Below are 25,713 nucleotides of genomic sequence, written 5' to 3' on the forward strand. Positions count from 1 at the left end.
TTCATGCACAATCCTCAGCCCTAACATACTCCATCGGTGGGCCCGGAACGGCAAGGCTTTCGTTGCCTATTTTAAACATGAGCTTTGGCTTGAAATAGAGGCCATCAACGTTGGATGGAACTTTCACAAGCACCTTCAGCAGAGCTGTTGAGTTCGGAGGGAGCTGTTCGAGGGTTCTGTTTGAGGTCATGTTCATCAGATTAAAGTTCACCACCTCAATATCCGGTGGTTTTGGATATTTCTGTATTAAGGCGAGGGGAAAGGAAACATTTTCAAGAAGAATTGAGGTATTATATAAGTTCGTAAGCCGTGTTGTGTATTCGAAAGTGTCTTCTCCCTTTCTGTACGAGATGTAAAGAGAGGAATAGCTCTTAAACTTCAGATGAACTTCAGTGGGCTTTAAGGCGGCAACTTGGAAATGGAGCCAGATATTTATTCCTGTCTCATTCAAGATTTTTCTCTTGTTCCAAATCTGTAGAGAAAGGGCATCATTACCAAGGATGCTAAACTGCCTCTCAGGGGTTTGGAACTTGAGGTACAATGGTAGGGGGACATAACCTGCTATTCCAGAGGAGTTGGCCATTGAGAGAACATCGGAGGTGGTGTATGAGATACTAATGTTGCCGAGGTAAAGGTCGACAAATGTGGTGTTTTTGATGTAATCAATAGATGAATATACAAGCAGGGTTAAGGTCTCATTTGGATAAACGTAGCCGTATCCCCAAATCGAGCGTGGACAAAGAAGTGGGGGCTGCTCTAAGCCGGCGTTGCTAGTAGAAGTGCCTGTAGTGCTACTGATGGAAGAGGTGTATGGGGGATGGCTTTCTGTGTTACTGATAGAAGTGCTTGTGAGATGGCTTTTGGAGGAGTGGAATAGCTTTTCTGGATTTTCTGGGAAATTCATCCACACAAAGATTATTCCCATTAAAAACAACACTACTAAAAAGATAGAAAAAATCTTCTTCATTTGATACCCTCCATCAGCCTTGAGGATGACTCTCCGGTCTACATTTTGGTATTACATTCATTTTAATGTAAGCATATGCAACGTTAGATGTTGCTATTTCCCCATGATTTGTTATTAAGTATTCTCTCTGAACTATTTTCTTGATAGGTATTACCTTTTGGGTCCAGAACCATATTTCTTCTCCATACTTGCACGACCCTGTACAGGTTATAGACTTACAGATCTGCTCTCCAACTGAAACCCCTAATTTTTCTTTAAGAGCTACTGCACTAACTTCAAGATCCCCCGATACAGTTACAGAGATACATTTTGTTATTGTTATTGATAATGAGCATCCAGTACTGGCATCACATTCTTCAATAGTTTCAAGTTGTTCGGGGGTGTATTCAGTAGTGTAATAATAAACCCCATCTATTTTCCATTCTTTACCATAAATTACATATTGAGGTTTTGGCTGGTTGTGAATTGGTGCTGCTGCAACACTTCCGGCAGTTACCCCAACAATCAGCAGTCCCAAAAGTACTGCAAACAGTCCCTTCCACTTCACAGGGTTTCACCTCCGGGGTAGTTTTGCAATATATGATAGTAAATTAATGTTTATAAACTTTTCCTTTTACTTTAAATAAAAATTCTTCCTTTTTTTTTCGAGTATAAATTTATTCAGAGTTAGGTTTTATGAAGTGAAGGGACCAAAAGAAATCCAAGTAACGGAATTGCATGACGATGCAATTATCAGAACAACATTCATTAAATTTCACTCAAGAGAACATAAACAAAAGTGAAGATGATATTACTCAGAACTTCACCCATTCTATTTTATAATAAACAACATCGTTGTCCTCATCAACTACCGCCATCACCATGTTCTTCCTCACGCCGTGCGCCACTCTAACGCGGGCCGTTATATCATTGGGGGAAAAGCGGAGGTTCTCCGGGACGACCCAGACAAGCCACTGGGAGTGCTCGTCCATCCCTCTGCGGTAAACGCGGAAGTGCGAGCCGAACTTCAGGGCGGACTTGACGGTGTAGCCCCTGTCCCTCAAATCGGTGTAAACGAGGAGCTTTATATCAAACTGATCATCCCTTCTCCTGCCGAGCTCCACCAGATCATGGAAGGACAGCTCTTCTTCACCGTCGAAAACCCTTATCTTCCCCTTTTCCATCAGATAGGCAGCTTCTATCAGCGAAAGGAAGAGCTTCCCGTTCACTATCTCACCGAAGTAGCGCTTGTTGTAGAAGCGGTTTATGGCCTTCTCCCTTTCGCTGAAAACCCTGTCCCCGCTCAGGTAAAATATCAGCGGCTCCTTCATGAGATCCCTCCCCATTCTCTGGCCGGTACCATCATATAGTATGCATCCTCCCCGTCGGCGTAGTAGCCTATTATCCTCTTCACCTTTCTGAAGCCAAGCCCCTCATAGAGCTTTATAGCCCTCTCGTTGCTCACCCTGACCTCAAGCCCTATATACTGGGCCCCCTTCTTAACGAGCCTCTCCATAACCTCCAGCATCAGAGCCTTTCCTATGCCGTTTCCCCTGTATTCGGGGTCGACGGCTATGCTCATTATGTGACCCTCAAGGTCGGGCCTCAGATAGGCCATCACGTATCCCACAACCCTGCCGTTGTATTCAGCGACGAGAAACGTGTCAGGGTTGTTCTCAAGGAAGACCATGAAAATGCCGCGCGGATATTTCTCCCTGAAGGATTTGACCTCTATCCTGCTTATCTCAGGGAGGTCAAAGAGCTTGGCAGGTCTTATGATGACCATGCCCAGAGGAATCCTCTTATGGGCAGCGAGTTCCTTGGAAGATACGCTCATATTAGCTACTTCTCATGAAAGTTTTTAAGGTTTAAGCAGACTCCGGGCGTGTCTAAAAGTTGGGGGTTGTTTCGTGAGTGCTTGAAGTTTTTTGCCTGTCCGAGATGCCCCGGAAGGCTTTACCCTTCCATCATGCAAACATCAATAGTTTTATAGTTTTAGGCACCCCCGCAGACCCCCGCCGCTGTCCTGAAAAACGGCCACAGCCCGGTGATTTTCCTTCTTATATTTGATAGTAAAACTTAAATCCTCCCCCGGACAGAGTTATGGAAGGTGAGATTATGCGGGTCACGGATGAACAGGTCGGTATAGTCAGGGGAGAAGCCAGCGTTTCAAGCTATCAGTTCTCGGCTCATCCCGATTCAAAGCTGAAATTTGGTGAGTTCGTCGCCGCCAGAAACCGCGAAGGGGAGTGGGTTATCGGGAACATAAGGAGGCTGGAGAACATAAACTGGCTTCTCAGCGAGGGGAAGAGCACCTACTATTCTCTGGAGCTTGACCTGAACGAATACGGTGAGAGCATAGAGGCGAATGAAGCTCTGATAGCCACGGTCAGGGTTCTGGGAAGGATAGTGAGCAACGGAAGCAGGGTCGAGGTTGCCCCCAACAGGGTTCCGATACCAAACGGAAGAGCTGTTTACAGGGTAAATGATGAACTTTTGAAGGCCATATATAACGGAGGGCCGGGCTACATTGAAATCGGGACCCTCCTGCTGAGGGAAACTGTCCCCATATACCTCGACGTGAATGAGCTGGTCTCAAGGCACTTCGCCGTTTTGGCCGTTACAGGAGCGGGCAAATCGAATGCAGTCGCGGTAATGCTCGGGGAAATCATTGAAAAGCTGAGGGGCACGGTGGTTGTCCTCGATCCCCACGGGGATTACGTAAAGCTGAGTCTGCCTGAGACCGGGAGGGAGTATGTGAAAATCATAGAATCCAAAATCAAGCCTGAGGAGATGGATGGAGAGGAGCTGGCAGACCTCATGGAGGTTCAGAGGAATGCGGCGATACAGAGAAACTTCCTCCTCAAGGCATGGGAGACCGTGAAGCACGAAAACCCCCAGCTTGGCGGCAGGGAACTGATTGAGGAGCTCAGGCTGAAGCTTGAAAAATGGGCGAGGGACAGGGAGGGGAGCTACTGGGACGAATACCTGCAGGGATACAGGGAGCTGGAGAAGATAGACTCAAACACAGTCGGCACGATAACACGCCTCACAATGCGCATATCCCGCTTTCTCCGGAACTACGGCCATGTTCTAACCAGCGAGGACATAGTGGCCCAGATAGAGCCCGGAAAGGTCAACGTCATTGACCTCGGGCCCCTCGACGAGGGCCAGATGAAGGTGGTTGTTGGAAAGCTGATTCAGAAGGTCTTTGAGGCCAGAGTCGACTATGAAAAGGCCCGTAAAAAGCTGGAGAGGATAAGGGACGAGCTGAGAGCCGGAAGGGCTGTGAAGACATCCGCAGTTGAGGGTGAAGTGGAGGAGCTTGAAAGGATCATGAAGGAGATAGAGACCAAGAGCAGGGCTCTGGCAGAGCCAATCCTCCTGATCGTTGAGGAGGCCCACATATTCGCCCCGCAGGGGGAGAAAAACGACGCTGTAAGAATTCTGGGCAGGATAGCAAGGGAAGGAAGGAAATTCGGCGTGGGACTCGGTGTCGTATCCCAGAGACCGAACAAGCTCAATGAGGATATTCTGAGCCAGACCAACACGAAGATAATCCTCAGAATCGTCAATCCGAAGGATCAGGACTACGTGCTCAAGGCCAGCGAGCAGCTGAGCGAGGATTTGCTGAGGGATATAACCTCCCTCGGAAAGGGAGAGGCCGTTATAGTTGGCCAGGCCATAAGCCTGCCCGCACTCGTAAAGATACACAACTTTAAGGCCAGAGGCGGGGACTACGGCGGCGAGGACATCGGGGTTGTGAGCAGGTGGAGAAAGAGGGCGGAGGATGAAGAGAGGGAGAGAAGGATAAGGGAGGAATACGAGGAAGAGGGGATAGACTTTGACTATTAAATTTGCCCATCTTGCCGATGCCCATCTGGGCTATGAGCAGTACCGCCTTCCCTACAGGGCGGAGGAGTTCAGGCAGGCCTTTGAGGAGGCCATAAGGAGGGCAATTGAGGAGGGGGTGGACTTCATCCTCATAGCGGGAGACCTGTTCCACAGGAGCAACCCCTCCCCTCAGACGATCAAGGAGGCAATTGACATCCTTGAGCTCCCGAGAAAAGAAAAAATACCGGTTTTTGCCATTGAGGGGAACCACGACAGAACACAGAGGAGGATTTCAGCCTACCACCTCCTTGAGTCCCTCGGCCTGATACATCTCATCGGATTCAGCGAGGAGAGGAAGGAAAACAGGTATCAGACGACGGAAAAGGTCGGCAACAGATTGCTCGTTAAGGGCATTTTTGAAAAAGGCGGAAAATCCATCGAGATATATGGAACCAAATACATGAGCGCCGCGTGGTTCGAGAGAAACAGGCTGGGCAATTACTTCAGGCCGCAGGGAGATGCCATTCTGATGCTCCATCAGGGCATAAGGGAGATGATGGAAAAGCTTCACCTTGAGAGCCAGAGGGACTATTTCGAAATCAGCCTCAACGACCTTCCGGAGGGATTTCTGTACTACGCCATGGGCCACATACACAAACGCTGGACAACAAACAGGGGTCAGGGCATAGTGGCCTACCCCGGCTCGCTCCAGAGATGGGATTTCGGGGACTATGAGATGAGATACAGGTGGGACGGGCTCAGGTTCAGACACACGGCGGGTGAGGATAAGGGATTCCTGATCGTCGAGGACTTCAAGCCGAGGTTCATCAAACTCGATGTCAGACCATTCTATGACATAAGGATAAAGGGTGATGAGGCGACGGTTAGGAAGGAGCTCAGGAGACTCTCCCGGGAGATACCGCAGGAGGCATTTCTCAGAATCAGTCTCGAATGGGAGAGGCCCTTTGATGTGGCATTTCTCCATGAGATATTCAACGTCAGATACCTTCACATAAGAACCAGATTCGGTAGAAGGAAGCTCGAAAAGGGGAAGGGGACAAGAGCTGAAGACTTCTTCACACCTCTTGAGAGGAGAATAATAGGCCTCGTCGGGGAGAAGGATTTTGAGGATTTCGATGAGGTCATCAGGCTGATTCTCCAGGGGGAAAAGGCGGCGGGGGAGAGCAGGACAGAGACAGGCGGTAAAGCAGGGGAAAAGTCAGAGAAGAGTCATGAGACCAGAGAAAAAACAGGCAGAGAAAAAACAGAGATAGAGAAGGAAAAGAAAAGAGAAAAGCCAAAGAAAGCAGACCTAACGCTCTGGCTCTCCAAGAGGTGAGATTATGAAGATTGAGAAGATTCTCATCAGGGATTTTCGCTCCCATGAATACACGAGGGTGAGCTTTACAGAGGGGATAAACCTCATAATAGGTCAGAACGGAAGCGGCAAGAGTTCCCTCCTCGACGCAATTCTCGTAGGCCTGTACTGGCCCACAAGACCCAAAGACCTTAAAAAAGACAGCTTCCTGCGTGTCGGCGGGAAGAGCAGCGAGCTCACCATTTTCTTCGAGAAGGATGGTGTGAAGTACCAGATACACCGCAACATAACCCGGGGTCTGGCGCATGTAAAATACCTCGAAAACGGAAAATGGAGCACGCTTGAGGTCAACCAGAAAAGGGTAAGGGACTGGATGGAGAGGTTGATACCCTACGATGTATTCGTCAATGCCATCTACATCAGGCAGGGAGAGATAGACGCCATCCTTGAGAGCGATGAGAGCAGGGAGAAGATAGTGAGGAAGGTTCTGGGGTTGGACAGATACGAGAATGCATACAAAAACCTCCTTGAAGTCCGGAAGACCATTGAGAGCCGGATAAGGGGAATCGAAGCATACTTGGAGTCCATGAAGAACATAGACAGCATGATAAAGGAGGCTGAGGAGGAGCTGAGAGCGACGCTCAAGGCCCTCAACGACATCTCGCCGAAAATTCCCCTGCTGAAAAAAGAGGTGAGGGGAATTGAGGAGGAGCTGAAGGAGCTAGATTCCCTCGCCGGGGAAATAAACGGACTCACCTCCCTGGAAAAGGAGAAGGAAGGCACGCTGAAGGAAATTAAGGCGAAGATTGAGGGGCTGATATCCTCGCTGGAGGAGAGGAGGAAGAGACTTGAGGAGCTTGAGCGCAGGGAGAAGGAACTCAGGGGAATAGAACCACAGGCGAGGGAATACATCACGCTATCGGAATTCTACGAAGAGTTCAGGAAAAAGAAGGAGGAATCCGAAAAGGTTATCCGGGGATATGAGGGGCAGATACAGGGAATTGAAGAGCGCATAAAGGAACTGGAGAAGAAAGAGAAGGAAATAGTTAAGCTGGATGGGAAAATCAGGAGGATTGAAGGGGAGCTTGAAGAGCTGAAAACAGCTGCTGAAGAGTACAACGAAGCCATGAGAATTCAGAACAGCCTGAAATCACTGGAAGAAAGGAGCCGGCTGAGTGAGGAGGAGATTGAGAAGCTGGAGAAGAAAATTGAAAGGGCAAAGGAGTGGAGGGAGAGGATACTCAGGGAGATAGACGAGATAAACGAGAGACGGGGGGAGCTCAGGAACGCCATCAGGGAAAAAAGCAGGGCAACCCTTGAGCTCAAAAAGGCGAGAGGAAAGTGTCCCGTGTGCGGTGCAAAGCTCACGGAGAACCACAAGAAGAAGCTGCTCGGGGAGTACAGCGTCGAGCTGAAGAAATACGAGGAAGAGCTCAAAAACCTCGATGAGAAAGAGAAGAAGCTTAGACAGGAGCTTTTTGAAGTCGAAAAAACCCTGAAGAGGGAAAGAGAGCTGGTGAAGGAGAAGGAGCTGCTGAAGCAGAAAAAGGAGCTCAGAGAAAAGCTGAAGGGGCTGGACATTGAGGAACTTGAGAAAAAAGCCCGGAGGTACGAGGAGCTCTCTCAGGAGAGGGGAAGGCTTTTAGGCGAGCTCGGAAAGCTCAGGGAGGAGGTTGAGAGGAAGGCCGCATTCGAGAAGAAGAGGGAATACCTGAAAAGGAAAATCGAAGGGCTGAATGATGAACTCAGGAGCTATGAGGAAAAGCTCGGGGAGCTGGGATTCGGGAGCATGGATGAGCTCAGGGCAAGGGTTGAGGAACTCAAGCCGATTTACGAACAGTACCTCAAGCTCCAGCCCGCTGTGGAGAGGCTGCCTGAAGAGAGGAGGAAAATGAGGGATGAGGAGAGGAGACTCAGGAGCCTGAAGGAGCGGGAAAAACATATCTCACGGGAGCTCAGGGAAATAAGGGGGAAGCTTGAGCAGACCAGGGAGAGATACAGCAGGGAGAGGCACGAATCGCTGAGGAAGGAGCACATCGAAAAGAGGGAGGAGCTTGCGAGGATGGAGGAGGAGCAGAAGCACCTGATGGAGAAAAAGGAACAGCTCATGAGGCGCATTGAGGAGCTCAGGGCAGAAAAGGATAACATAGAGCTCAAAAAGGGAGAGCTTGAGAACCTCAGAAAAGCAAGGGAAAGGGTTCAGGAGCTCAGGGAGAAGGTCAGGCAGTACAAAAACATCCTCAAGGAGGATTCCCTCGCCAGAGTCGGGGAATATGCGAGCGAGATTTTTGAGGAGCTCAGCGAGGAGAAATATTCCGGAATAACCGTAAAGGCCCTGGAGAACAAGGTTGTCCTCGGCGTCATCTACAACGGGGAGGAGAGGGATTTATCCTTCCTCAGCGGGGGCGAGAGGATAGCCCTCGGGCTGGCGTTCAGGCTCGCCTTGTCCCTGTATCTCGCCGGGGAGATACCCCTGCTTATAATGGACGAACCAACGCCGTACCTCGATGAGGAAAGGAGGAGGAGGCTCGTCGACATAATGGAGCGCTACCTCAGGAGAATACCCCAGGTCATCATAGTTTCACACGATGAGGAGCTCAAGGATGCTGCGGACAGAGCCATACGCGTAAGACTCGAAAACGGCGTTTCAAAGATTGAAGAGGTTGAGGTCTCTTAGGGGGAGGAAACATGTACAGGTTGATCTCAAGGGCACAGGCCGATAGAATCGGAGAACTGCTGGAGGCGGAACTTGAAGAGGCTGAGAGGGCCCTCAAGGGCAGAATAGAGTGGCGGGAGCTTCCGGAGAGAAAGCCGAGCAGGGTGTATGCAGTCGACGGAAGTCAGGGCAAGCAGAGGCTCAGCGGGACGATAATCTACACCGTCTCATCCTTCGCCTTCGGGAACGGGCCGAGTGTAAGGATGATACACACAAACGCCATGCTCTACAATCAGGGCATCTCAGACCAGATTATAAGGCTTCAGATGGAGACCCTTGAAAACAAGATAGGGGCGCTGGCCGGCGACGAGCACATGATTCTGATGGACGGAACACTCACGGGCTCCCTTACGAGACCCCCGGTCTACCCCGAAAGCGTCAGGGGGATAACCACCATAAGCGAGACCCTCGGTGATGAGAAGCTTGAGGAGCTCGTCGATGACTTTGTTGAAAGGCTGGACAGACACTATGAGGAGCTGTCCCTGCAGCTTGAAGAGAAAAGGGAGCTGAGGGAGAGGGTACTTCTGGCAGACGAAGCCCTCGATGATTATGCCGAGTACTACAGGGCCATGGAGGGAAAGCCCGTAACCAACTACGATGGAGTATTCAAAATGCTCAGAGAGGCCATAAAAGCCGGGACACTCATGGAGATAGCCGAAAGGATCGAAGAGTACGGGGAGGAGAAGAAGCTCTCCGTCGAGGATGCGAGGAACTCGATTCATGTCGTCCTCGGTTACATAGAATACCTCTACTCCCTCGAAAGACTCCTGCAGAAAGACCTGATATACATAGCCAAGAGCTTCTACAACAGGAAGATAACCGAGAGGCTGGGCATAAAAGCAGTCGATGTTCCTTTCCTCGACGCATACCTGAGGAAAACCTTCGGGGAGGAGAAGCCGGGTTACTACATCATAACTCAGGGCGGCAGAGCCATAAGCCACAGAATACCCAGGGCGCTCAGGAAGCACTTCAGGCTCGTTGATAGATACATAGCCGAGGGCGTCCCGATGGCATACATAAGAACCATGAAGGGCGGCGTGATATATCTCCTCCAGTCAAACAGAAAGATTGACGATGAGCTGCTGGCGAGGCTGCTGTGGCACGAAAGCAACGGCTACATAAGGCCTCTCCAGAAGGCGCATGAGGGCGTGAAGATAGAGCAGAAGCTGTTCAAAGCCGAGCTTGAGGCGCTTTTGAACCACCTGAAGAGGAAGAACCCTGATCTGAGGGTGTTCCTGAAGTACGGGAGGTCTCCCCTGGAGTGAGGGTGGCATGTCAGGTTATGTAGTTAGCCCTTCAGGTGATTTTCCCTGAGAGTGCAAGGTAACGCATCAAACGAAACACCCCAGCTTTAACTTTTAGACACGTCCGGAGTGAGGGAAAACTTTAAACGATGGACAAATAATCCAAAACCATGAAACGGGTACTGCCGGTTATAGTGGTGCTTTCGGTCCTCAGCATCCTCCTTGGAGTCTACATCGGCTCGGTTAGCCTTTCATTCGGCAGGATAACGGAGAGCATAGCCCTCGGCATTAAATCCTCCCTGGGAATCGTGAAAAAGCCATCAAATGTTTACTTCACGATAATATGGGATATAAGACTCCCCAGAGTCCTTCTGGCATATCTCGTCGGTCTCAGCCTGGCCTCCGCAGGAGTCGCCTCTCAGGCCCTCTTCAAAAACCCCCTCGCAGACCCCTACATCCTCGGAATAAGCGGGGGTGCCGCCGTTGGGGTGGCCCTCGCGGCCCTCTACTTCCCGCAGTACGTGGAAAGCTCGGCCCTCCTCTTTTCCATTTTCGCCGTATTTCTGGTCTACAACGTCTCAAAAGTCGACGGGCATATTCCGGTTGATACGCTTCTCCTCGCGGGAATAGCCTTTGGATTTTTGGCGACTGCCGCAACTTCCTACCTGATATACATAAACCCCGAAAACACCCACGCCACATGGCTCTGGCTTATGGGGAGCTTCAACGGTGCAACATGGGCGAAAGTGGGAAAGGTTTTCATATCATCCATTCTCGGGTTTTCATTCCTCCTGTGGAGGTGGAGGGAGCTGAATCTCCTCCTTCTCGGCGAGGAGAGCATAGCCCTCGGGCTCGATGTCGACCTCTACAGAAAGCTCATCATTTTCGTTATAGCCCTGATGACCGCCATAGCGGTATCGGCATCGGGGATAATAGGGTTTATAGGGCTCGTGAGCCCGCACATCGTGAGGATGCTTGTCGGGCCAAATCACAGGAGGCTCCTGCCGGCAGCTGCGCTCTTCGGAGGCTTTCTAACCGTTTCAGCTGATCTCATAGCGAGAACAATAAACAGGCCGCAGGACATACCCGTTGGAATAATAACCGCCCTCATAGGGGCCCCGTTCTTCCTCTATCTCCTCATGAAGCACAAGAGGGGGGAGCTTTCCTCATGACGTTGATGTTGAGAGCTCACAGCTTTCCTCCCCTTCCCGTAAAGCACGGCAGGAGGGAGCCCGCACTATGAGGCTTGAATCGAAGATTTCCTTCTCGTACGGCAGGCAGGAGGTTCTCAGGGGTGTGGAGATTGAAGCGGAGAGAGGAGAGCTGCTGGCGGTTATAGGGCCGAACGGGGCAGGAAAATCGACGCTGCTCAAGTGCATGGCAGGGATTCTGAAGCCCTCCGGATATGTTAAGCTCGACGGAAAGGACATCCTGAGGATGAAGCCCGGCGAGAGAGCGAAGATGATAACCTACGTGCCTCAGAGCTCCCTGCCAGAATTCGCCTTCACAATAGAGGAGTTCGTCGAGATGGGGACATATAAAACGAGGGGCAACGTGGAAAATGCCCTGAAGCGTGTCGGTTTGTGGGAGAGAAGGAAAGAGCCGGTAACAAACCTGAGCGGCGGCGAATATCAGCTGGCCTTAATAGCGAGGGCCCTGGCCCAGGGGAGCGATGTTATCCTGCTCGATGAACCCACGAGCCACCTCGACATCAACCATGTTCTCAGGATAATGGAGCTCCTGAAGGAGCTGAGGGAGAGCAAGATTGTTATAGCGGTTCTCCATGACCTGAATCTCGCCCTCCGGTATGCGGACAGGATGGTTCTGCTCCACAGAGGGGAAAAGGTGTGGGAGGGAACACCCGAAGACCTGAATCCTGCGGTTCTGGAGGAGGTCTACGGTGTCAAAGCGAAGATTCTGAATGTCAGTGGGGAGCTAACGTTAATAGCATCGCTCGGACTAAGGAATCTGGCAAAGGTTTAAAACATGGGAGAGAAAAAAATAGCTTCAGGGGTGAGAGATATGAATATGGAGAAGAAGACCGGAACAACAACCGTGGGAATAAAGGTTAAAGATGGGGTCGTTTTGGCCGCCGATACTCAGGCTTCACTTGATCACATGGTTGAGACGCTCAACATAAAGAAAATCCTCCCTATAACGGACAGGATAGCGATAACGACAGCAGGAAGCGTTGGGGATGTGCAGATGCTGGCGAGGCTCCTTGAGGCCGAGGCGCGCTATTACCAGTTCAGCTGGGGGAAGTCTCTAACAACGAAGGCCATGGCAAACCTGCTCAGCAACATCCTTAATGAGAACAAATGGTTCCCCTATCTGGTTCAGATAATAATAGGGGGTTATGTTGACGAGCCGACTTTGGCCAACCTCGACCCTCTGGGCGGCCTCGTTTTCGATAAATACACTGCCACAGGCTCCGGCTCACCTTTTGCAATAGCCATCCTTGAGGACGGTTACAGGGATGACATGGACATAGAGGAAGCTAGGGAGCTCGCCGTCCGCGCCGTCAGAACGGCAGGGAAGAGGGACGTCTACACAGGAGACAGAAAGATTCAGGTAATGACCATAACAAAAGAGGGCATGAAGGAGGAGTTCGTTGAGTTTTGAGTTAATTTTTATTTAACATTTAACGGGTGAACCACAATTTCTTTATAACTCTTTACACAACATTTTTCCATGAGCGGCGTTAAAAAGTCCCTGGCACTCGCTGTGGTTCTCCTCATGCTCCTCTATTTTTACAGCCCTTCCCAGGTTACCCAGGGCGACATCGTTCTGAAAGAGGTTCAGGGCATAATCAAAGCCGACCAGGCCATCAGAAACCTGAGCTTTAAACAGGAGCCGCGGATCATCGTGATAACAAAGGCCCAGGCAGTCCAGATGTGGAAGGCATCAAATCCTGATCTGAATGCCATAAGGATGAAGGAGGCAATCTACAAGATGACCCTCCTGGTACCCGAGAACTACAGCCTGATAAAGACCAAGGAGGAGCAGGCAGCAGGCTGGATAGCGGCAACGATGGGGGACAGAATATACATCATAAGGGAGAACTTTCTGGGAAGCCCCGCCGTTGCGGAGAGAACCATCTCCCATGAGCTCGTCCATGTACTCCAGAGGCAGTGGTTCCACGCACCTTACAATGGCCAGACTCTTGACCAGACCCTCGCAATAAGGGCCCTGGTCGAGGGGGATGCTGACCTCGTGGCAGACCTCTTCTGCGAAAGAAGGGGGATTCCAATATACAAGATAAGGAGCCTGTACACGAGGGATCCCGTGATAGATATGGGGATATTCCCCTACGTCTTCGGCGACCCCTTCGTCAGATACCTGTATGAGAGGGGAGGATGGGGCCTTGTCAACAGAGCCTACAGGAACCTTCCTGACTCGGCTATTGAGATTATGGAGCCCGAGCTATACCTTCAGGACTTCAGACCCGCAAACATCACCCTAAAACTCCCGGAAGGCTTCACCCTCATTCATGAGGACAGGATGGGGGCGTTTTATGTTTACCTGCTCTTCTGGAGCCATGGATACGACAACAGAACCGCCATGGAGATTTCCTCCGCATGGAGGGGGGACAGGCTGATCCTTGCCAGAAACTCCACCCATGAGCTCCTCCTCTGGAAAGTTCTCTTCTCGGATAAAAACGCCGCCGGGAAGTTTTATGAGCTCCTGCTGAGGCTTTCAAGGGATAACAGGTATGCTGAGATAAGCGTATCCCTCAGGGGTGATTACGTTTTCCTGAAAGCTGTGAGGAGGATTGAAAATGCTTAGATGCCCGATCTGCGGGAGGGAATATGAAGACCACGGGAAGATGAGGTGCGACTGCGGTGAGCCTCTTGAGTTCGAGCCCTTCAGGGGGAGGACTCACACAGGAAAGAGCGTATGGGAGAGATTCCGGGAATTCCTTCCAGTCGAGCCGGATTTGAACCTGAGCCTCGGAGAGGGTGATACACCGCTGGTGAAGTCCAGGCTTGGGAAAGAACTTGGTGTAAGGCTCCACCTCAAAAACGAGACGGTCAACCCCACATGGAGCTTTAAAGACAGAGGAACTTTTCTCGGGATTCTGGCGGCCATGAAGTTCGGTTACAGGAGGGTCGGAACCGTCTCAACCGGCAACATGGCGGCTAGCGTCGCCGCATATGCAGCGAGGGCCGGATTGAAGGCATATATCCTGGTTTCATCAAGCATTGCCCCGGAAAAAATCACCCAGATAGCTGCATACGGCTCCGAAATAATAAAGGTGGAGGGGCCCTACGGGGAGCTCTACTATAAAAGCCTCGAAGCTGGAGAAAAGGAGGGGATATATTTCATAAACTCCGACAACCCCTTCAGGATAGAGGGCTACAAAACGATAAGCTTTGAGATAGCGGAGGAAATGAGCCCGGATTACGTTATTGTTCCAACGAGCTCTGGAGGGCTGATCCGAGGAATCATCAAGGGCTTTCTTGAGCTCAGGGACAGCGGGCTTGTCGGGGAGCTCCCGACATTCATCGCGGTTCAGGCGGAAGGCTGCTCCCCTGTGCACAGGGCTTTCATCGAAGGAAAAAGCAGAGTGGAGCGCTTTAAGAACCCGCATACCGTAGCGCATGCCATTGAAAATCCCTATCCCCCGAGCGGGAACGCTGTTCTGAAGCTCCTGAGGGAAACAGGAGGGTTCACGGCCGCTGTGAATGACAGGGAAATACTGAAGGCCCGGGAAGAGCTCGCCCGTGAAGGTCTTTTCGTCCAGCCGGCGAGCGCTACGGGAATAGCCGCGGTAAAACGGCTCGCGGGGGAGGGGAGAATTGAGGAGGGAGCAAAAGTCGTCTCAATCCTCACGGGTTCCGGTTTGAAGGCCCTCCCAGCCACCGGGCCGGGAAAGGTGAGGGGGTGCAGGCTTGAGGAGCTTGAAGACTGCCTCAAAACCACGGGAGGATGAAACTTTACCTTTTGAAAGCCTCGCCCTTTAGGGCGGGGATGCAGTATTCCTGAGTCTGCCATTCAAATCACCCTCTGATTGTCCCCGGAGCGATGGCAGAATTTAATCTGAGAATCGCTTAAAAACAATCAAAATGTTCTATACCTGCCCTTTGACGAGCCGGAATTGAAGAGGTTAACCGCCCGGGAGCTTGCAGAAAAAATCAGGGGGGAGTTTCCAGAGGGCAAGGTAATCCTTTTCCTCGATGAGATTCAGGAGTGGGAAAACTGGGACGTCAAACTTCGGTGGCTCCATGATGTTGGTGATTTTGACATATATGTTTCGGGCTCGTCCTCCACCCTCATGTCCTCCGAGATACCCTCACGCCTGAGGGGCCGGCACATCTCACGGCTAATTCTCCCCCTCTCATTCAGAGAAATTGCAGGAGAAACCGGAAAGACATTCAGAGAAAGGGGCAAACTTCAGGCCATTCTGAAGGACTACATAAAGTGGGGCGGCTTTCCTGAGGTGTGGATAACCAAGTCAAGGGAGAAGATAATTTCAATCCTCGAAACAATGTTCTATCGAGACATGATTGAACGCTTTTCTTTCAGAGACATTAAAGAGTTCCAAGAAGCGTTCTACCATATTCTATCCCTTTATGGTGGTTACTTCACTTACCGCTCCCTCCAGAGGGCCCTGAAAGGCCTCGGCGTCGATGCAAATCTGAAGACAATCATGAACTACCTCAGGGCAATGGAGGAATCCTTCCTCATCTTCCAGCTTCCAATTTTCTCCCCCTCAACAAGGGAAAGAATGGTAAAACCCCGGAAGCTCTATCTCGTCGATACAGCATTTACCTCTTTGTTCTTCAAAGGCCACGCCGAAGGGAGAAAACTGGAGAATCTTGTTTTTATAGAGCTGCTGAGAGAAAAAAGCTACTGGAATCCGTCGCTCGAAGTTTCGTACTATTCAGACGGAAAGAACGAGGTCGACTTCGTGGTGCGGGAAGGCCCCCTGATAAATGAGCTGATTCAGGTAACATATAAGCTGAATGCCACCAACTACGGGAGAGAGGTCGGGGGACTCATTAAAACCGCTAAAAAGCTCGGAGTGAAAAAGCTCACCGTGGTCACGCTGGAGGATGAGACTACAATTACCGAGGGAAGCCTCACCGTGGAAGTTCTCCCGCTCTGGAAGTTTCTGCTCAGAGGACATCAAAGCTGAGCTCCAAAAGCCCCTTGCTCCTTCTGAACCTAACCTTCCCGATTTTTATCTCCCCTATCTCGCCCGTCGTTGCGGTGTGGGCTTTGTTGCACGCGTTGACGTTCCAGTAATCAATGACGACGACCTTCAGGGTTCTTATCTCCGGCGGAATCGGGAAGAGGTCGTACATGTCCTCGCCGAAGCGCCTCTCCGCATCATCTCTGGGAAGCTCGTAAACCCGAACCGGGACGTTCTCCCTGATCTTCCCGTTGGCAAGCCTTTCAATCTCGGCAACCTCCTCCGGCGTTGGCTTCCTGTCGAACTTGACGGTTAACCTTCCGTGGTTTCCGTCCACGTACGTTGAGGCAGTCCACTTTGCTTTTTCTCCCAACACCTTGACAACCGCACCCTTAACCACGTGCAGAGCCGTATGAGTCCTAACCTCCACCGATGGCATAGGCATCATATCACATTTGCGAGGAACTTATTAACCGTTGCGCCCGCGGTTATCAACCCCCCGGGTAAATTCAAACGGGGATTATCCAGCCTTGCTTGAAGGTTTTTCAGTTCTCTGATGCCTGTACCGAATAATTCCCGCCAGAGCTTTGCACCATTAAACAAAAACCGTTATAAATGCCAAAAACGATACACCAGTGCCCGACCAAAAACTTTTGAGGTGATTTAAATGGCTGAAAAGAAGAGAAAAAGGGTTGTGATTCTTGGGGCTGCCGGAAGGGACTTCCACAACTTCAACACATTCTTCAGGGACAACCCGGATTATGAGGTCGTAGCATTCACGGCAACGCAGATTCCGGACATAGAGGGGAGGATTTATCCGCCCGAGCTTGCAGGCGAGCTTTACCCGAACGGAATTCCTATATGGAGCGAGGATGACCTTGAGAAGATCATAAAAGAGCACGACATTGACATCGTTGTCTTCGCCTACTCCGACGTCGCACATGAGCACGTCATGCACCTCGCGAGCAGGGCTCACTCTGCCGGGGCTGACTTCTGGCTCCTCGGTCCGAAGAGCACCATGCTCAAGAGCAACAAGCCCGTTGTGGCGGTTACGGCTGTAAGAACGGGCTGCGGAAAGAGCCAGACCAGCAGAAAGGTTGCCCAGCTCCTCCAGGAGATGGGCTACAGGGTGGTTGCGATAAGGCACCCGATGCCCTACGGCGATTTGAGGAAGCAGATCGTCCAGAGATTCGCCACGTATGAGGACATGGACAGGTATGAGTGCACAATCGAGGAGAGGGAGGAATACGAGCCTTACATCGAGAGGGGCATGGTTGTCTATGCAGGCGTTGACTATGAGAAGATTCTCCGCGAGGCCGAGAAGGAGGCAGACATAATCCTCTGGGACGGCGGAAACAACGACTTCCCGTTCTACGTTCCGGATCTCTGGATAGTCGTCACGGACCCGCACAGGCCGGGCCACGAGCTCAAGTACCACCCCGGTGAGACCAACTTCAGAGCGGCAGATGTCATAATCATCAACAAGATAGACACCGCCAACAGGGACGACATCCAGACCGTCAGGGAGAGCATTGAGAAGATCAACCCGAACGCCATCGTCATTGACGGTGCCTCACCGCTCTACCTCGACAAGCCGGAGCTCATCAAGGGCAAGCGCGTTCTCGTCGTTGAGGATGGCCCGACTTTAACGCACGGCGGAATGAAGTACGGGGCAGGCTACGTTGCGGCCAAGAAGTTTGGAGCGAAGGAGATAATCGACCCGAGACCGTATGCGGTAGGCTCAATCATAGACACCTACAAGAAATACAGCCACCTCGACAGAATCCTCCCTGCAATGGGATACGGCAAGAAGCAGATGGAGGAGCTTGAGGAGACCATCAACAGGGCAGACGCTGATGTCGTGGTCATAGGAACCCCGGTCGACCTCCGCAGATTCATGAAGCTCAACAAACCGGCCGTCCGCGTTAAGTACGAGCTTGAGGAGATCGGCCAGCCGAAGCTCAGGGACATCCTCGCCGACTGGGTCAAGAAGTGCGAGAAGCTCAAGAAGGAATGAGCTTCCTTCCCCATGTTTTTTTGAAAGCCTCTCAGCGGATTTTCGTTCTCAGTGACCGGTTAAGGCCCCGGTCAGCTAAACTCTCATGTGCATGAAATCCCTCGCCACAATGTATGGCCTCACCATCTCCTCAAGCACTTCCTGCGGGTGGCTGGCGTGGCTTATATGGGCAAAGACGGTTTTCTTTGCCCTAACTTTTTGAGCGAGCTTTACTGCGTCCTCAATTCCGAGATGCGTCTTTGGGATTGAGTGTTTGTGCGTCATATCGGCAATCAGCAGGTCGGCATTCTTCATCTCCTCCACTACCCTTTTATCGTCGAGAATCTCGGGCCCGGTGTCGCCCGTAACAACGATTTTTCTCCCGTCAATTTCGAGTATAAAACCTCCGGCAGCTTCTATTGGCTGATGGGCAACTTCAAAGTGGTAGACCTTAAAGCCAAAGTCATACCACCTGTTGAACCCCAGCGGAAGGTACTCCCACTTCCACCTGCTCTCCCCCACAAAGCGCTGCTGCATTTCCTTCGCCACCTCAAGTGTCTTGGCGTGCCCGTAGAGTCTGAGATTCCTGAAAATCTGGAGTTCGGGGAGACCGCCTATGTGGTCAAAGTGCGCATGGGTAATAAAGACGTGCTCGATTTTTTCGTTCAAACGTTCCAAGTGGTAGTGCAGGTCAGGTGAAGGGTCTATCAGGGCTTTGATTTTGGGGATGTAGACCGAAAAGCGTGTTCTCCTATATGAGGGAAACTTCCTCGCCCTCGAACAGTTCTCACAATCACAGAGGGGCTTTGGGGTGCCGCTGTATGTGCCGGAGCCGAGAATTATAACCTCCATGTCATTATTTCCTCCCGGCCAAATCATTTTTATGAGTTGGGCGTAGTCTTGACAAACCTTTATATATTTTTTGCCAAATATTCCGGAGATGTTGTATCCCAACAATTACTTCACTAACTATACTAACCACACAAGCATGACGCCTGATCAGGATTCGGGTCTTTGTCTTTATAAACTCTGAGAATCCATAATTCTCAACATTTATAAATCGTTGAGAACTAACAATTCTCAGGTGGTTGAATGAAGCTCGCGACCTCGCCTATATGAACCCATGGTGGGAGGGCAGGGAGGACTACCACGTGAAGCGCTGGAGGGAGCAGAGCATTCACTGGATGCCGGAGTGGATAAAAGAGCTTTCCCTTGAGCCCTTCTCCCTTAACTTCGTTCTCGGACCAAGGCAGGTGGGAAAAACCACGGGGATAAAGCTCCTCATCCATGAGCTCCTTAAGGAAAAGGAACCCGACTCCGTGCTCTACATAAACGTCGAGATACTTCCCGACTATCGTGAGCTCTCAAATCTGTTGAGAGAGTTTGAGCGGCTGAAAGAGAAGGGGGACATAAAAAACGGCTACATCTTCTTGGATGGGGCATCTTCGCTTGAGGGCTGGTGGAGAGGGATAAAACCCCTCATAGATGCAGGAGTTCTGGAAAACGATGTTATCACAATTACAGGGTCGAGCTCACTTAAGGTTAAAAGGGACATCGAACTCTTTCCCAGGAGAAAGGGAAATGGGAAGACGCTTGAAATAATGCCGCTCTCGTTTCCCGAATATGCCCATATAATGGGTCTCAAAAATCCAGAAGTCCGGAGGGAGAAAACCCTTGAACTCTTTGATGAATACCTCAAGACCGGGGGCTTTCCGGCATCAATAAACGGCCTGCCTATGGATGATCTCCTCGGGGCATACATCGGGGAGCTGGTTCGCTTTGGGAAGAGCCTTGAGATAGCCAGGGAAACGTTCTCCGCAATCATCAGAAGCGCCCCCTCTGCCACGAGCTTTCGAGCGCTGGCCCAGATGACATCTGGCTACTCCTACAAAGTTGTTCAGGACTACATAGAGTTTTTTACCGGGCTCTATATCCTGGGCATCGCTCACCTGAAGCAGGGAAAACCGGTGCTGTACAGAAGGGAAAAGAAGTTTTTCTTCAGAGATCCCCTTCTTGCGAGGCTTTTCTCGCTCTGGAGCGGGGCGGAGCTGAGGGGGGATGCACTCTATGAGTGGATAGTGCAGGAGCATTTATACCGGAGGTTCGGGGAGGTTTACTATTACCGCAACGGCTACGAGGTGGGTGCGATAGCGGGCAAAATGAGAATAGAAGTCAAAGCCGGGAAGGCCCATAGAAGATACCCGAAAAACGTTAAGGTGCTGGAGAAAGACGAGATACCGTTCTTTCTCCTCACACTCCATGGGAAATGAATATTTCCTCCCCCGGGATTCCAAGGAGGTTTCATCAGATTGTTTTGTCTGAGCTGAAGATTTTTAAGCTGGTTGCCGTTTCCTCAAGCATGCGCCCGGGCAAATCCGTTCTCTATGCCATGCTGGCAGTTTTGCTCTGGTCGACGGTAGCCTCGGCATTCAAGCTCTCGCTCCGTAGTCTGGACTACATTCAGCTGCTCTTCTACGCCTCGCTGACCTCACTTACAGTTTTCACAGTTGTTCTCCTCATGGAGGGAAGACTGTGGAGCGTGTGGAAAAGGGAGAACCTTAGTTCGGCCTTCCTCGGAGCGATAAATCCGTTCCTCTACTACATGGTGCTCTTTAAAGCATACTCCCTTCTCCCGGCACAGGAGGCGCAGGCCCTCAACTACACATGGCCCATAATGCTCGCTCTGCTCTCAATCCCCTTTCTGAAACAGAGAATCACAGCGGGGCAGATTTCAGGGATTCTGATAAGCTTTGTGGGGGTTCTGATTGTGGCAACAAGGGGCAATCCGCTATCGCTCAGCTTCAGAGACCCGCTGGGGACCGCTTTGGGGCTGGGGAGTGCCGTGATATGGGCCTCATACTGGATACTCAACCTGAGGGATAAGAGGGAGAGCACGGTGAAGATGTTCTGGAACTTTGCCTTTGGCTTTCTTTATACTGCGGTACTGGCAGTCTCAATCCATCGTTTAATAATCCCCGATGCAGCAGCTCTCTTCGGGGCGATCTATGTGGGGCTCTTCGAGATGGGGATAACATTTCTGGTGTGGCTTAAAGCCCTTGAAACGGCCGAAACAACGGCAAAAGTTGCAAATCTGATATACCTTACGCCCTTCCTGTCCCTCGTGCTGATACACTTCATCGTTGGGGAGAGGATACTGTTATCAACCATATTCGGGCTGTTCCTGATTGTGGGGGGAATATTTGCTGGAAGATGGAAAGATCACCAGTGACGCATCATCGAGCCTATCATGCCGCCGAAGATCAGAAGCGTTATAATCATTATGACGATGTAGAACACCAGCCCTGCCGTGAAAAAGCCGAGTCCAAACTTGAACCCGTCTCCAAATGTTAGCTTCTTCTCATCCGCCATACCACCACCCCCGGAGCGACCCTAATAAATTCAACTTTCGGATATAAGAAGGTTTCGCAGCTGGGTTCAGAAAAAGCATGTTCTGGTGGTCCCGCGGCCCGGATTTGAACCGGGGACCTGCGGATCTACAGTCCGCCGCCGCTCCCAGGCTAGGCTACCGCGGGACCTCGGTAGTTAATGTTTAGGGTAGGTTTATAAATTTTTCTCCCAACCATCTCTGGTGGGAACATGAAGCTGTATGAACCCGTCATGCTCGCCATGCCCCTTGCAAGGAAGCTGGGAGAGCTCATAACCGCTGGTAAACGACTCCCTGATGGAGAGGAGGTCATAGAGGAGCTCAGGAAGTTCGGGCTTGAGGAGATATGCCTCGACAGAGGTCTGGCCATACACAGGGGGAGATTCATAATAGCCCTGACCTTTTCCGGAAGGGAGCACCTTATAACAGACATCCTCTCATCAACGGGGGAGCTGAGCGATGCCCTTGAGGTGATGGCATATCACGACAGGAAGCTTGAGGCATATATCGTCGAGATTCTGCCCGCCAATGAGCTTGAGTTTGAAGGAAACATAGGGATTGAGCCGGTTATAATCGACGACAGAACCTTCGAACTTAAAAGCAATCCCGTGCTGGGGCACTTTGAGGAGGATGGTGGCGGCATCTTTCTTGTCATAGACAGAGAGACCTACGAAAGGTGGGAGGAAGAGGGGGATACCGGAACCTGCCCGATCTGCGGCGGCAGCTTAAGCTGGAAGGGGGAGAGGGCATACTGCCGGGACTGCGGTTATGGGGTCGAGGTGGTGGGAGGATGAGCAGGATCATCAAAGCGCAGCTCGTTAAATACTCCCGGCTCGCCCACGAGCGCGGCCTTACCGCGGCATTCGGAGGGAACCTGAGCATCAGATTTGGAAACAGGATTTTCATAAAGGCTACAGGGGCCGTGATGGACGACTTAAGCGAGCAGCAGGTGGCGGTAATTGACATGAACGGGAAGCAGCTGTCAGGTATAAGGCCCTCCTCGGAATACAGGCTTCATCTCGCCATTTACAGGGAAAGACCCGATGTTAAGGCGATAGCACACCTCCACCCGCCGTACTCGATAGCTATCTCGACCCTCCTAAGGGGCGAGCTGCCCGTAATAACGCCGGAAGCCGAGATATACCTCAGGAGAATCCCGATAGCTCCGTTTAAACCTGCCGGAACGCAGGAGCTGGCCGATGTCGTGGCCGAAGCGATGCTCCATTCAGACGCAGTTATAATGGAAAAGCATGGGATAGTTACCGCCGGCAGAAGCCTGAGAGAAGCCTTCTACAGGGCCGAGCTTGTGGAGGAGAGCGCGAAGCTGTGGTATCTGAGCAGGAGCTAGCAGGACGCATGCCCGCATTAAAATATACAAATGAACCAAAAGAAAAGCTCACTGAACCTGCTCCAAAGCGCCGAGAACTTCCCAGATGATTGTCCGGGTGTGCATAGGCATGTTAGGATCCTCGCTTATTTCCTCAAGGATCACGATCGCATCGGCAGCCCTCACGGCGGGCTCCTTACTCCTGTCGAGAAGAGCCTCGATGGCCTGCTCGGCAGCACGCCTTATGTTCCTCGGAACGACCGTGTCCTGGACGACCTGTTCCTTAAGAACCTGAACAATCTGGGCAATCCGCTCCTCCGTGCTGAACATTTTATCACCTCCTTTACTAAAGAATTGTTACTAAAATCCTCCCGTGTTATTTTAAACTTTTCTGTCTAAAAAGCTTTTCGGTTGGGCTCAGATGCCGTGTCCAATTGCTGTAAATTTGGAGCCTCCGTCCTTGTGCCGTTAGGAGAGTGCCCGGATGGTGTTAAAAAAATGCCTAAAGGGAAAACAGCTGTGAGCGCCTCAGAATTCAACCCCTCTCCTGGCAAGAACTCCTTTCATGTATGGGTGCTTCACCTCCCTCATCTCCGTCACGTAGTCGGCCAGCTCAAAGAGCTCCTCGGGGCAGTAGCGGCCGGTCAGGACGAGTTCGGTGTGGGGGGCTTTGCTTCTGATGAGTTCTTTAACTTCCTCAATGTCGAGCATTCCGAAGCCGAGGGCGACGCAGAGCTCGTCGAGGATTACCAGATCCCATTCGCCGCTTGAGACGAGCTCTTTAGCGCGCTTCAGGGCTTTTTTGGCGGCCTCTATGTCGTCCGGTTCGGGTTTCCCGTGGACGAACTTCGGCAGACCTAAGGACTCTATGACCGCACCGCACTCCGCTATCTTCTTCTGCTCGCCGTAGACGTTCCCTGCCTTCATGAACTGGAGGATTATGACCTTTCCGCCGGAGCCGAGCATCCTGACGGCTAAGCCAAAGGCTGCCGTCGTCTTTCCCTTCCCGTTGCCTGTGTAGATGTGGACCAAGCCAAGCTTTTCCTTCCAGGACATTAACTTCACCGGATGGATATAATTGCCAGGGGTTTTAAAGGGTGTTGGATGGAATAGGGAAATGATTAAATTCTCGCCGGTGCAAATCCCAAGATGGTGAAACCAGATGGTGGATTACTTTTTGATATCACTCTCAAACAGGGAGAATTTGGAACTCTGCATAGAGTATGGCCTCGCTGGGTTCACAAATAGTATAAACGGCCTCTGGACATTTTTCGACATAAATGTTGGAGACTATGTCTCTTTTCTGTACGGAGCACGAGTCAGAAATCTCTACAAGGTTGTTGGAAAAGTTGCCTACAAAAACGCGGAGGGTCTGCCCCCTTGGCCGCCAATAACATTCAGATCAAAAAGAACGTATTATTTTCCATTCAGACTGTTCCTGAAACAGGAAAGGGAATTTAACGAACCAATGGTCAGACCTGAATTTTCTTACGTAGCTGAGAATCTGCTCTTGAGAGGAGGATATAGGAAGACACATTTCCAAGCCGATACAGTAACATTTTATAACGTTTCTGAAATGGGAACCGTAGTTAATGGCAAAACTAAGCATTTAGAGTTAAACGCCAAAACGTTTGAGCCTAAAATTGTCTTCAGAAGAGAAAATCAAAAAATCCCTGAAAAGTTCTATTTCAGAGAGCTTATACTTCAATCTCTCGTAAGGAGGAAAATTCAATATTCAATTCTCAAGGATGCTTTGGAATTTTTCGGTCTTGATAACGCTCCCGAAGAATTTGAAGTGCTGGGTGAAAAGGCTCTCCCAGAAGGATACGTTGATATATTTATCAAACTGAGACATCCTAAAGGAACAAACAAATACCTGCCTGTGGAAGTCAAAACCGGGAAAGCACAACGTAAAGATTTGGATCAATTAAGGAGGTACATAAATGAATTCAGTAACGAGACCGTTGGAGGGATATTGATTGCCAAGGACTTCTCAAAATCAATCCTCGATAATCCCAAAATATTAGCTGTCAAATATTATTTTAAGGATATAGATCCCTCCGAGGAATACAGCTATGAAGAACTCCTAAAAATGTTGGCATTGGAGGTTATAGAATGAAAAAGAGACTGTTCATGTTTATAACGCCAGAGGGAGTAACTTACTCGTCTCCTGATGAGATGTATCCCGACGTGGAAAACCTCCAAGTGCTTGGATTTGGTGAAGGATCCAATGAAGAAGAAGCGTTTGAGGACTTTATTAAAAACAATAAATGGGTATTGGAGACTCAATTCAACGAAGTGATCTGCATAGAAGTTAAATCACGGATTTACCAAGGGAAAAGATTTTATCTCACTAATGCAATATGACAAACCCGATTCCATAGAGATCTCAAAAAATCTCAATCTTGCTTCACAAAAAGTTAGTGGCTCTTGGAAAGCAGCTTATTTGGGTGTGATTATTCTAGTTAGGGCGTTTTTGACTTGGAATCCCTCTCGCTTTGCAATTTAGAAATAGTTCCTCCCTGTTGGTTTAAAAGTGAGCTTCTCGTAGAAGGGCAGATTCTAATGGATTCCAAGACTCCAGAGGCCAAATCTAACAGCAATCACACTTTAGAAGCGAGCTTCAAGAGCCACGAGCTTTGATGAAACTTTGCGCAGGCAAAGTTCTGGGGGTGTGGGGGCGTTAGCCCCCCGGAGGATTAGGGAATAAGGAAGGTGGGGAAACGTAGTTTCCCAGGTTTTTAGAGAAAGAGCGGGGTCGTGGGGCGAAGCCCCACTACCGGGGGTTTGAGAGTACAGAGAGATAAGGGG

General features: G+C 50.6%; 25 protein-coding genes, 1 tRNA gene and 1 pseudogene. 17 read left to right on the plus strand and 10 right to left on the minus strand.

Going from position 1 to position 25,713, the window contains the following annotated elements:
* Position 1 precedes the first annotated feature (1 nt).
* The 4 genes from ACYQ27_RS11550 to rimI all read right to left on the minus strand — a co-directional run bounded on the left by ACYQ27_RS11550 (position 2) and on the right by rimI (position 2,783).
* A complete protein-coding gene (locus ACYQ27_RS11550; RefSeq protein WP_460041664.1) occupies positions 2–967 on the minus strand; it encodes a hypothetical protein in 966 nt (321 codons plus the stop codon).
* 13 nt (positions 968–980) lie between these two features.
* Complete coding sequence (locus ACYQ27_RS11555; RefSeq protein WP_460041665.1) at positions 981–1,514, minus strand: hypothetical protein; 534 nt, start codon at positions 1,512–1,514, stop codon at positions 981–983.
* A gap of 247 nt (positions 1,515–1,761) precedes the next feature.
* Positions 1,762–2,277: a tRNA-intron lyase gene (endA, locus tag ACYQ27_RS11560; RefSeq protein ID WP_460041666.1), complete on the minus strand. Its 516-nt coding sequence runs from the start codon at positions 2,275–2,277 to the stop codon at positions 1,762–1,764.
* Complete coding sequence (gene rimI / locus ACYQ27_RS11565; RefSeq protein WP_456396306.1) at positions 2,274–2,783, minus strand: ribosomal protein S18-alanine N-acetyltransferase; 510 nt, start codon at positions 2,781–2,783, stop codon at positions 2,274–2,276. Before rimI ends, endA begins: the two co-directional genes overlap by 4 nt.
* A 281-nt stretch (positions 2,784–3,064) precedes the next feature.
* On the opposite strand from rimI, the gene herA reads away from it, so the two are divergent.
* The 10 genes and pseudogenes from herA to ACYQ27_RS11620 all read left to right on the plus strand — a co-directional run.
* Positions 3,065–4,801, plus strand: coding sequence for a DNA double-strand break repair helicase HerA (gene herA / locus ACYQ27_RS11570; protein ID WP_460041667.1), 1,737 nt, complete (start codon positions 3,065–3,067; stop codon positions 4,799–4,801).
* Positions 4,791–6,119, plus strand: coding sequence for a DNA double-strand break repair protein Mre11 (mre11, locus tag ACYQ27_RS11575; RefSeq protein ID WP_460041668.1), 1,329 nt, complete (start codon positions 4,791–4,793; stop codon positions 6,117–6,119). The genes herA and mre11 overlap by 11 nt, the downstream gene beginning before the upstream one ends.
* Positions 6,120–6,123: 4 nt before the next feature.
* A complete protein-coding gene (rad50, locus tag ACYQ27_RS11580) occupies positions 6,124–8,775 on the plus strand; it encodes a DNA double-strand break repair ATPase Rad50 (protein ID WP_460041669.1) in 2,652 nt (883 codons plus the stop codon).
* A gap of 11 nt (positions 8,776–8,786) precedes the next feature.
* A complete protein-coding gene (locus ACYQ27_RS11585; protein WP_456452260.1) occupies positions 8,787–10,079 on the plus strand; it encodes a DNA double-strand break repair nuclease NurA in 1,293 nt (430 codons plus the stop codon).
* A gap of 149 nt (positions 10,080–10,228) precedes the next feature.
* A complete protein-coding gene (locus tag ACYQ27_RS11590) occupies positions 10,229–11,230 on the plus strand; it encodes a FecCD family ABC transporter permease (RefSeq protein WP_456396316.1) in 1,002 nt (333 codons plus the stop codon).
* Between the two features lie 67 nt (positions 11,231–11,297).
* Positions 11,298–12,041, plus strand: a complete 744-nt coding sequence (locus ACYQ27_RS11595) for an ABC transporter ATP-binding protein (RefSeq protein ID WP_460041670.1) — start codon at positions 11,298–11,300, stop codon at positions 12,039–12,041.
* Positions 12,042–12,086: 45 nt separating this feature from the next.
* Positions 12,087–12,680, plus strand: coding sequence for an archaeal proteasome endopeptidase complex subunit beta (gene psmB, locus ACYQ27_RS11600; RefSeq protein WP_456396400.1), 594 nt, complete (start codon positions 12,087–12,089; stop codon positions 12,678–12,680).
* 69 nt (positions 12,681–12,749) lie between these two features.
* Positions 12,750–13,844 carry a hypothetical protein gene (locus ACYQ27_RS11605; protein ID WP_460041671.1) on the plus strand — a complete coding sequence of 365 codons (1,095 nt, stop codon included), beginning with the start codon at positions 12,750–12,752 and terminating at the stop codon, positions 13,842–13,844.
* Positions 13,837–14,991 carry a threonine synthase gene (gene thrC / locus ACYQ27_RS11610; protein WP_456452266.1) on the plus strand — a complete coding sequence of 385 codons (1,155 nt, stop codon included), beginning with the start codon at positions 13,837–13,839 and terminating at the stop codon, positions 14,989–14,991. Before ACYQ27_RS11605 ends, thrC begins: the two co-directional genes overlap by 8 nt.
* A 135-nt stretch (positions 14,992–15,126) precedes the next feature.
* Positions 15,127–16,197, plus strand: a pseudogene (locus tag ACYQ27_RS11620) (ATP-binding protein); the annotation flags it as partial.
* Here ACYQ27_RS11620 and ACYQ27_RS11625 read toward each other — a convergent pair.
* Positions 16,178–16,633 carry an alanyl-tRNA editing protein gene (locus ACYQ27_RS11625; protein WP_456452274.1) on the minus strand — a complete coding sequence of 152 codons (456 nt, stop codon included), beginning with the start codon at positions 16,631–16,633 and terminating at the stop codon, positions 16,178–16,180. The pseudogene ACYQ27_RS11620 and the gene ACYQ27_RS11625 overlap by 20 nt on opposite strands.
* A gap of 228 nt (positions 16,634–16,861) precedes the next feature.
* Between ACYQ27_RS11625 and ACYQ27_RS11630 the strand changes: the two genes are divergently transcribed.
* A complete protein-coding gene (locus tag ACYQ27_RS11630) occupies positions 16,862–18,211 on the plus strand; it encodes a cyclic 2,3-diphosphoglycerate synthase (protein ID WP_456452268.1) in 1,350 nt (449 codons plus the stop codon).
* Positions 18,212–18,286: 75 nt separating this feature from the next.
* Here the strand turns inward: ACYQ27_RS11630 and ACYQ27_RS11635 are convergent, their stop codons facing one another.
* Positions 18,287–19,042, minus strand: coding sequence for an MBL fold metallo-hydrolase (locus tag ACYQ27_RS11635; protein ID WP_460041672.1), 756 nt, complete (start codon positions 19,040–19,042; stop codon positions 18,287–18,289).
* 263 nt (positions 19,043–19,305) lie between these two features.
* Here ACYQ27_RS11635 and ACYQ27_RS11640 point away from each other — a divergent pair, with 263 nt between their 5' ends.
* Together ACYQ27_RS11640 and ACYQ27_RS11645 are read left to right on the plus strand one after the other, a co-directional pair.
* Positions 19,306–20,460: an ATP-binding protein gene (locus ACYQ27_RS11640; protein WP_460041878.1), complete on the plus strand. Its 1,155-nt coding sequence runs from the start codon at positions 19,306–19,308 to the stop codon at positions 20,458–20,460.
* Between the two features lie 89 nt (positions 20,461–20,549).
* A complete protein-coding gene (locus ACYQ27_RS11645; RefSeq protein WP_460041673.1) occupies positions 20,550–21,419 on the plus strand; it encodes a DMT family transporter in 870 nt (289 codons plus the stop codon).
* Here the strand turns inward: ACYQ27_RS11645 and ACYQ27_RS11650 are convergent.
* Positions 21,410–21,559, minus strand: coding sequence for a hypothetical protein (locus ACYQ27_RS11650; protein ID WP_456396332.1), 150 nt, complete (start codon positions 21,557–21,559; stop codon positions 21,410–21,412). The genes ACYQ27_RS11645 and ACYQ27_RS11650 overlap by 10 nt on opposite strands.
* Positions 21,560–21,645: 86 nt before the next feature.
* Positions 21,646–21,723, minus strand: a tRNA-Tyr gene (locus tag ACYQ27_RS11655).
* Positions 21,724–21,787: 64 nt separating this feature from the next.
* Here ACYQ27_RS11655 and ACYQ27_RS11660 point away from each other — a divergent pair.
* Together ACYQ27_RS11660 and ACYQ27_RS11665 are read left to right on the plus strand one after the other, a co-directional pair.
* A complete protein-coding gene (locus ACYQ27_RS11660) occupies positions 21,788–22,369 on the plus strand; it encodes a hypothetical protein (RefSeq protein ID WP_460041674.1) in 582 nt (193 codons plus the stop codon).
* A complete protein-coding gene (locus tag ACYQ27_RS11665) occupies positions 22,366–22,923 on the plus strand; it encodes an aldolase (protein ID WP_460041675.1) in 558 nt (185 codons plus the stop codon). The genes ACYQ27_RS11660 and ACYQ27_RS11665 overlap by 4 nt, the downstream gene beginning before the upstream one ends.
* A 48-nt stretch (positions 22,924–22,971) precedes the next feature.
* Here ACYQ27_RS11665 and ACYQ27_RS11670 read toward each other — a convergent pair whose 3' ends face one another.
* Positions 22,972–23,232, minus strand: a complete 261-nt coding sequence (locus tag ACYQ27_RS11670; protein WP_456396346.1) for a stationary phase-response protein — start codon at positions 23,230–23,232, stop codon at positions 22,972–22,974.
* Between the two features lie 198 nt (positions 23,233–23,430).
* Entirely contained in the window at positions 23,431–23,958 is a 528-nt protein-coding gene (gene cobO / locus ACYQ27_RS11675; protein ID WP_456396404.1) for a cob(I)yrinic acid a,c-diamide adenosyltransferase, read from the minus strand.
* A gap of 106 nt (positions 23,959–24,064) precedes the next feature.
* Here cobO and ACYQ27_RS11680 point away from each other — a divergent pair, with 106 nt between their 5' ends.
* Together ACYQ27_RS11680 and ACYQ27_RS11685 are read left to right on the plus strand one after the other, a co-directional pair.
* Entirely contained in the window at positions 24,065–25,021 is a 957-nt protein-coding gene (locus ACYQ27_RS11680) for an endonuclease NucS domain-containing protein (protein WP_460041676.1), read from the plus strand.
* Positions 25,018–25,269, plus strand: coding sequence for a hypothetical protein (locus tag ACYQ27_RS11685; protein WP_460041677.1), 252 nt, complete (start codon positions 25,018–25,020; stop codon positions 25,267–25,269). The genes ACYQ27_RS11680 and ACYQ27_RS11685 overlap by 4 nt, the downstream gene beginning before the upstream one ends.
* Positions 25,270–25,713 lie beyond the last annotated feature (444 nt).

Source organism: Thermococcus atlanticus (assembly GCF_054657855.1).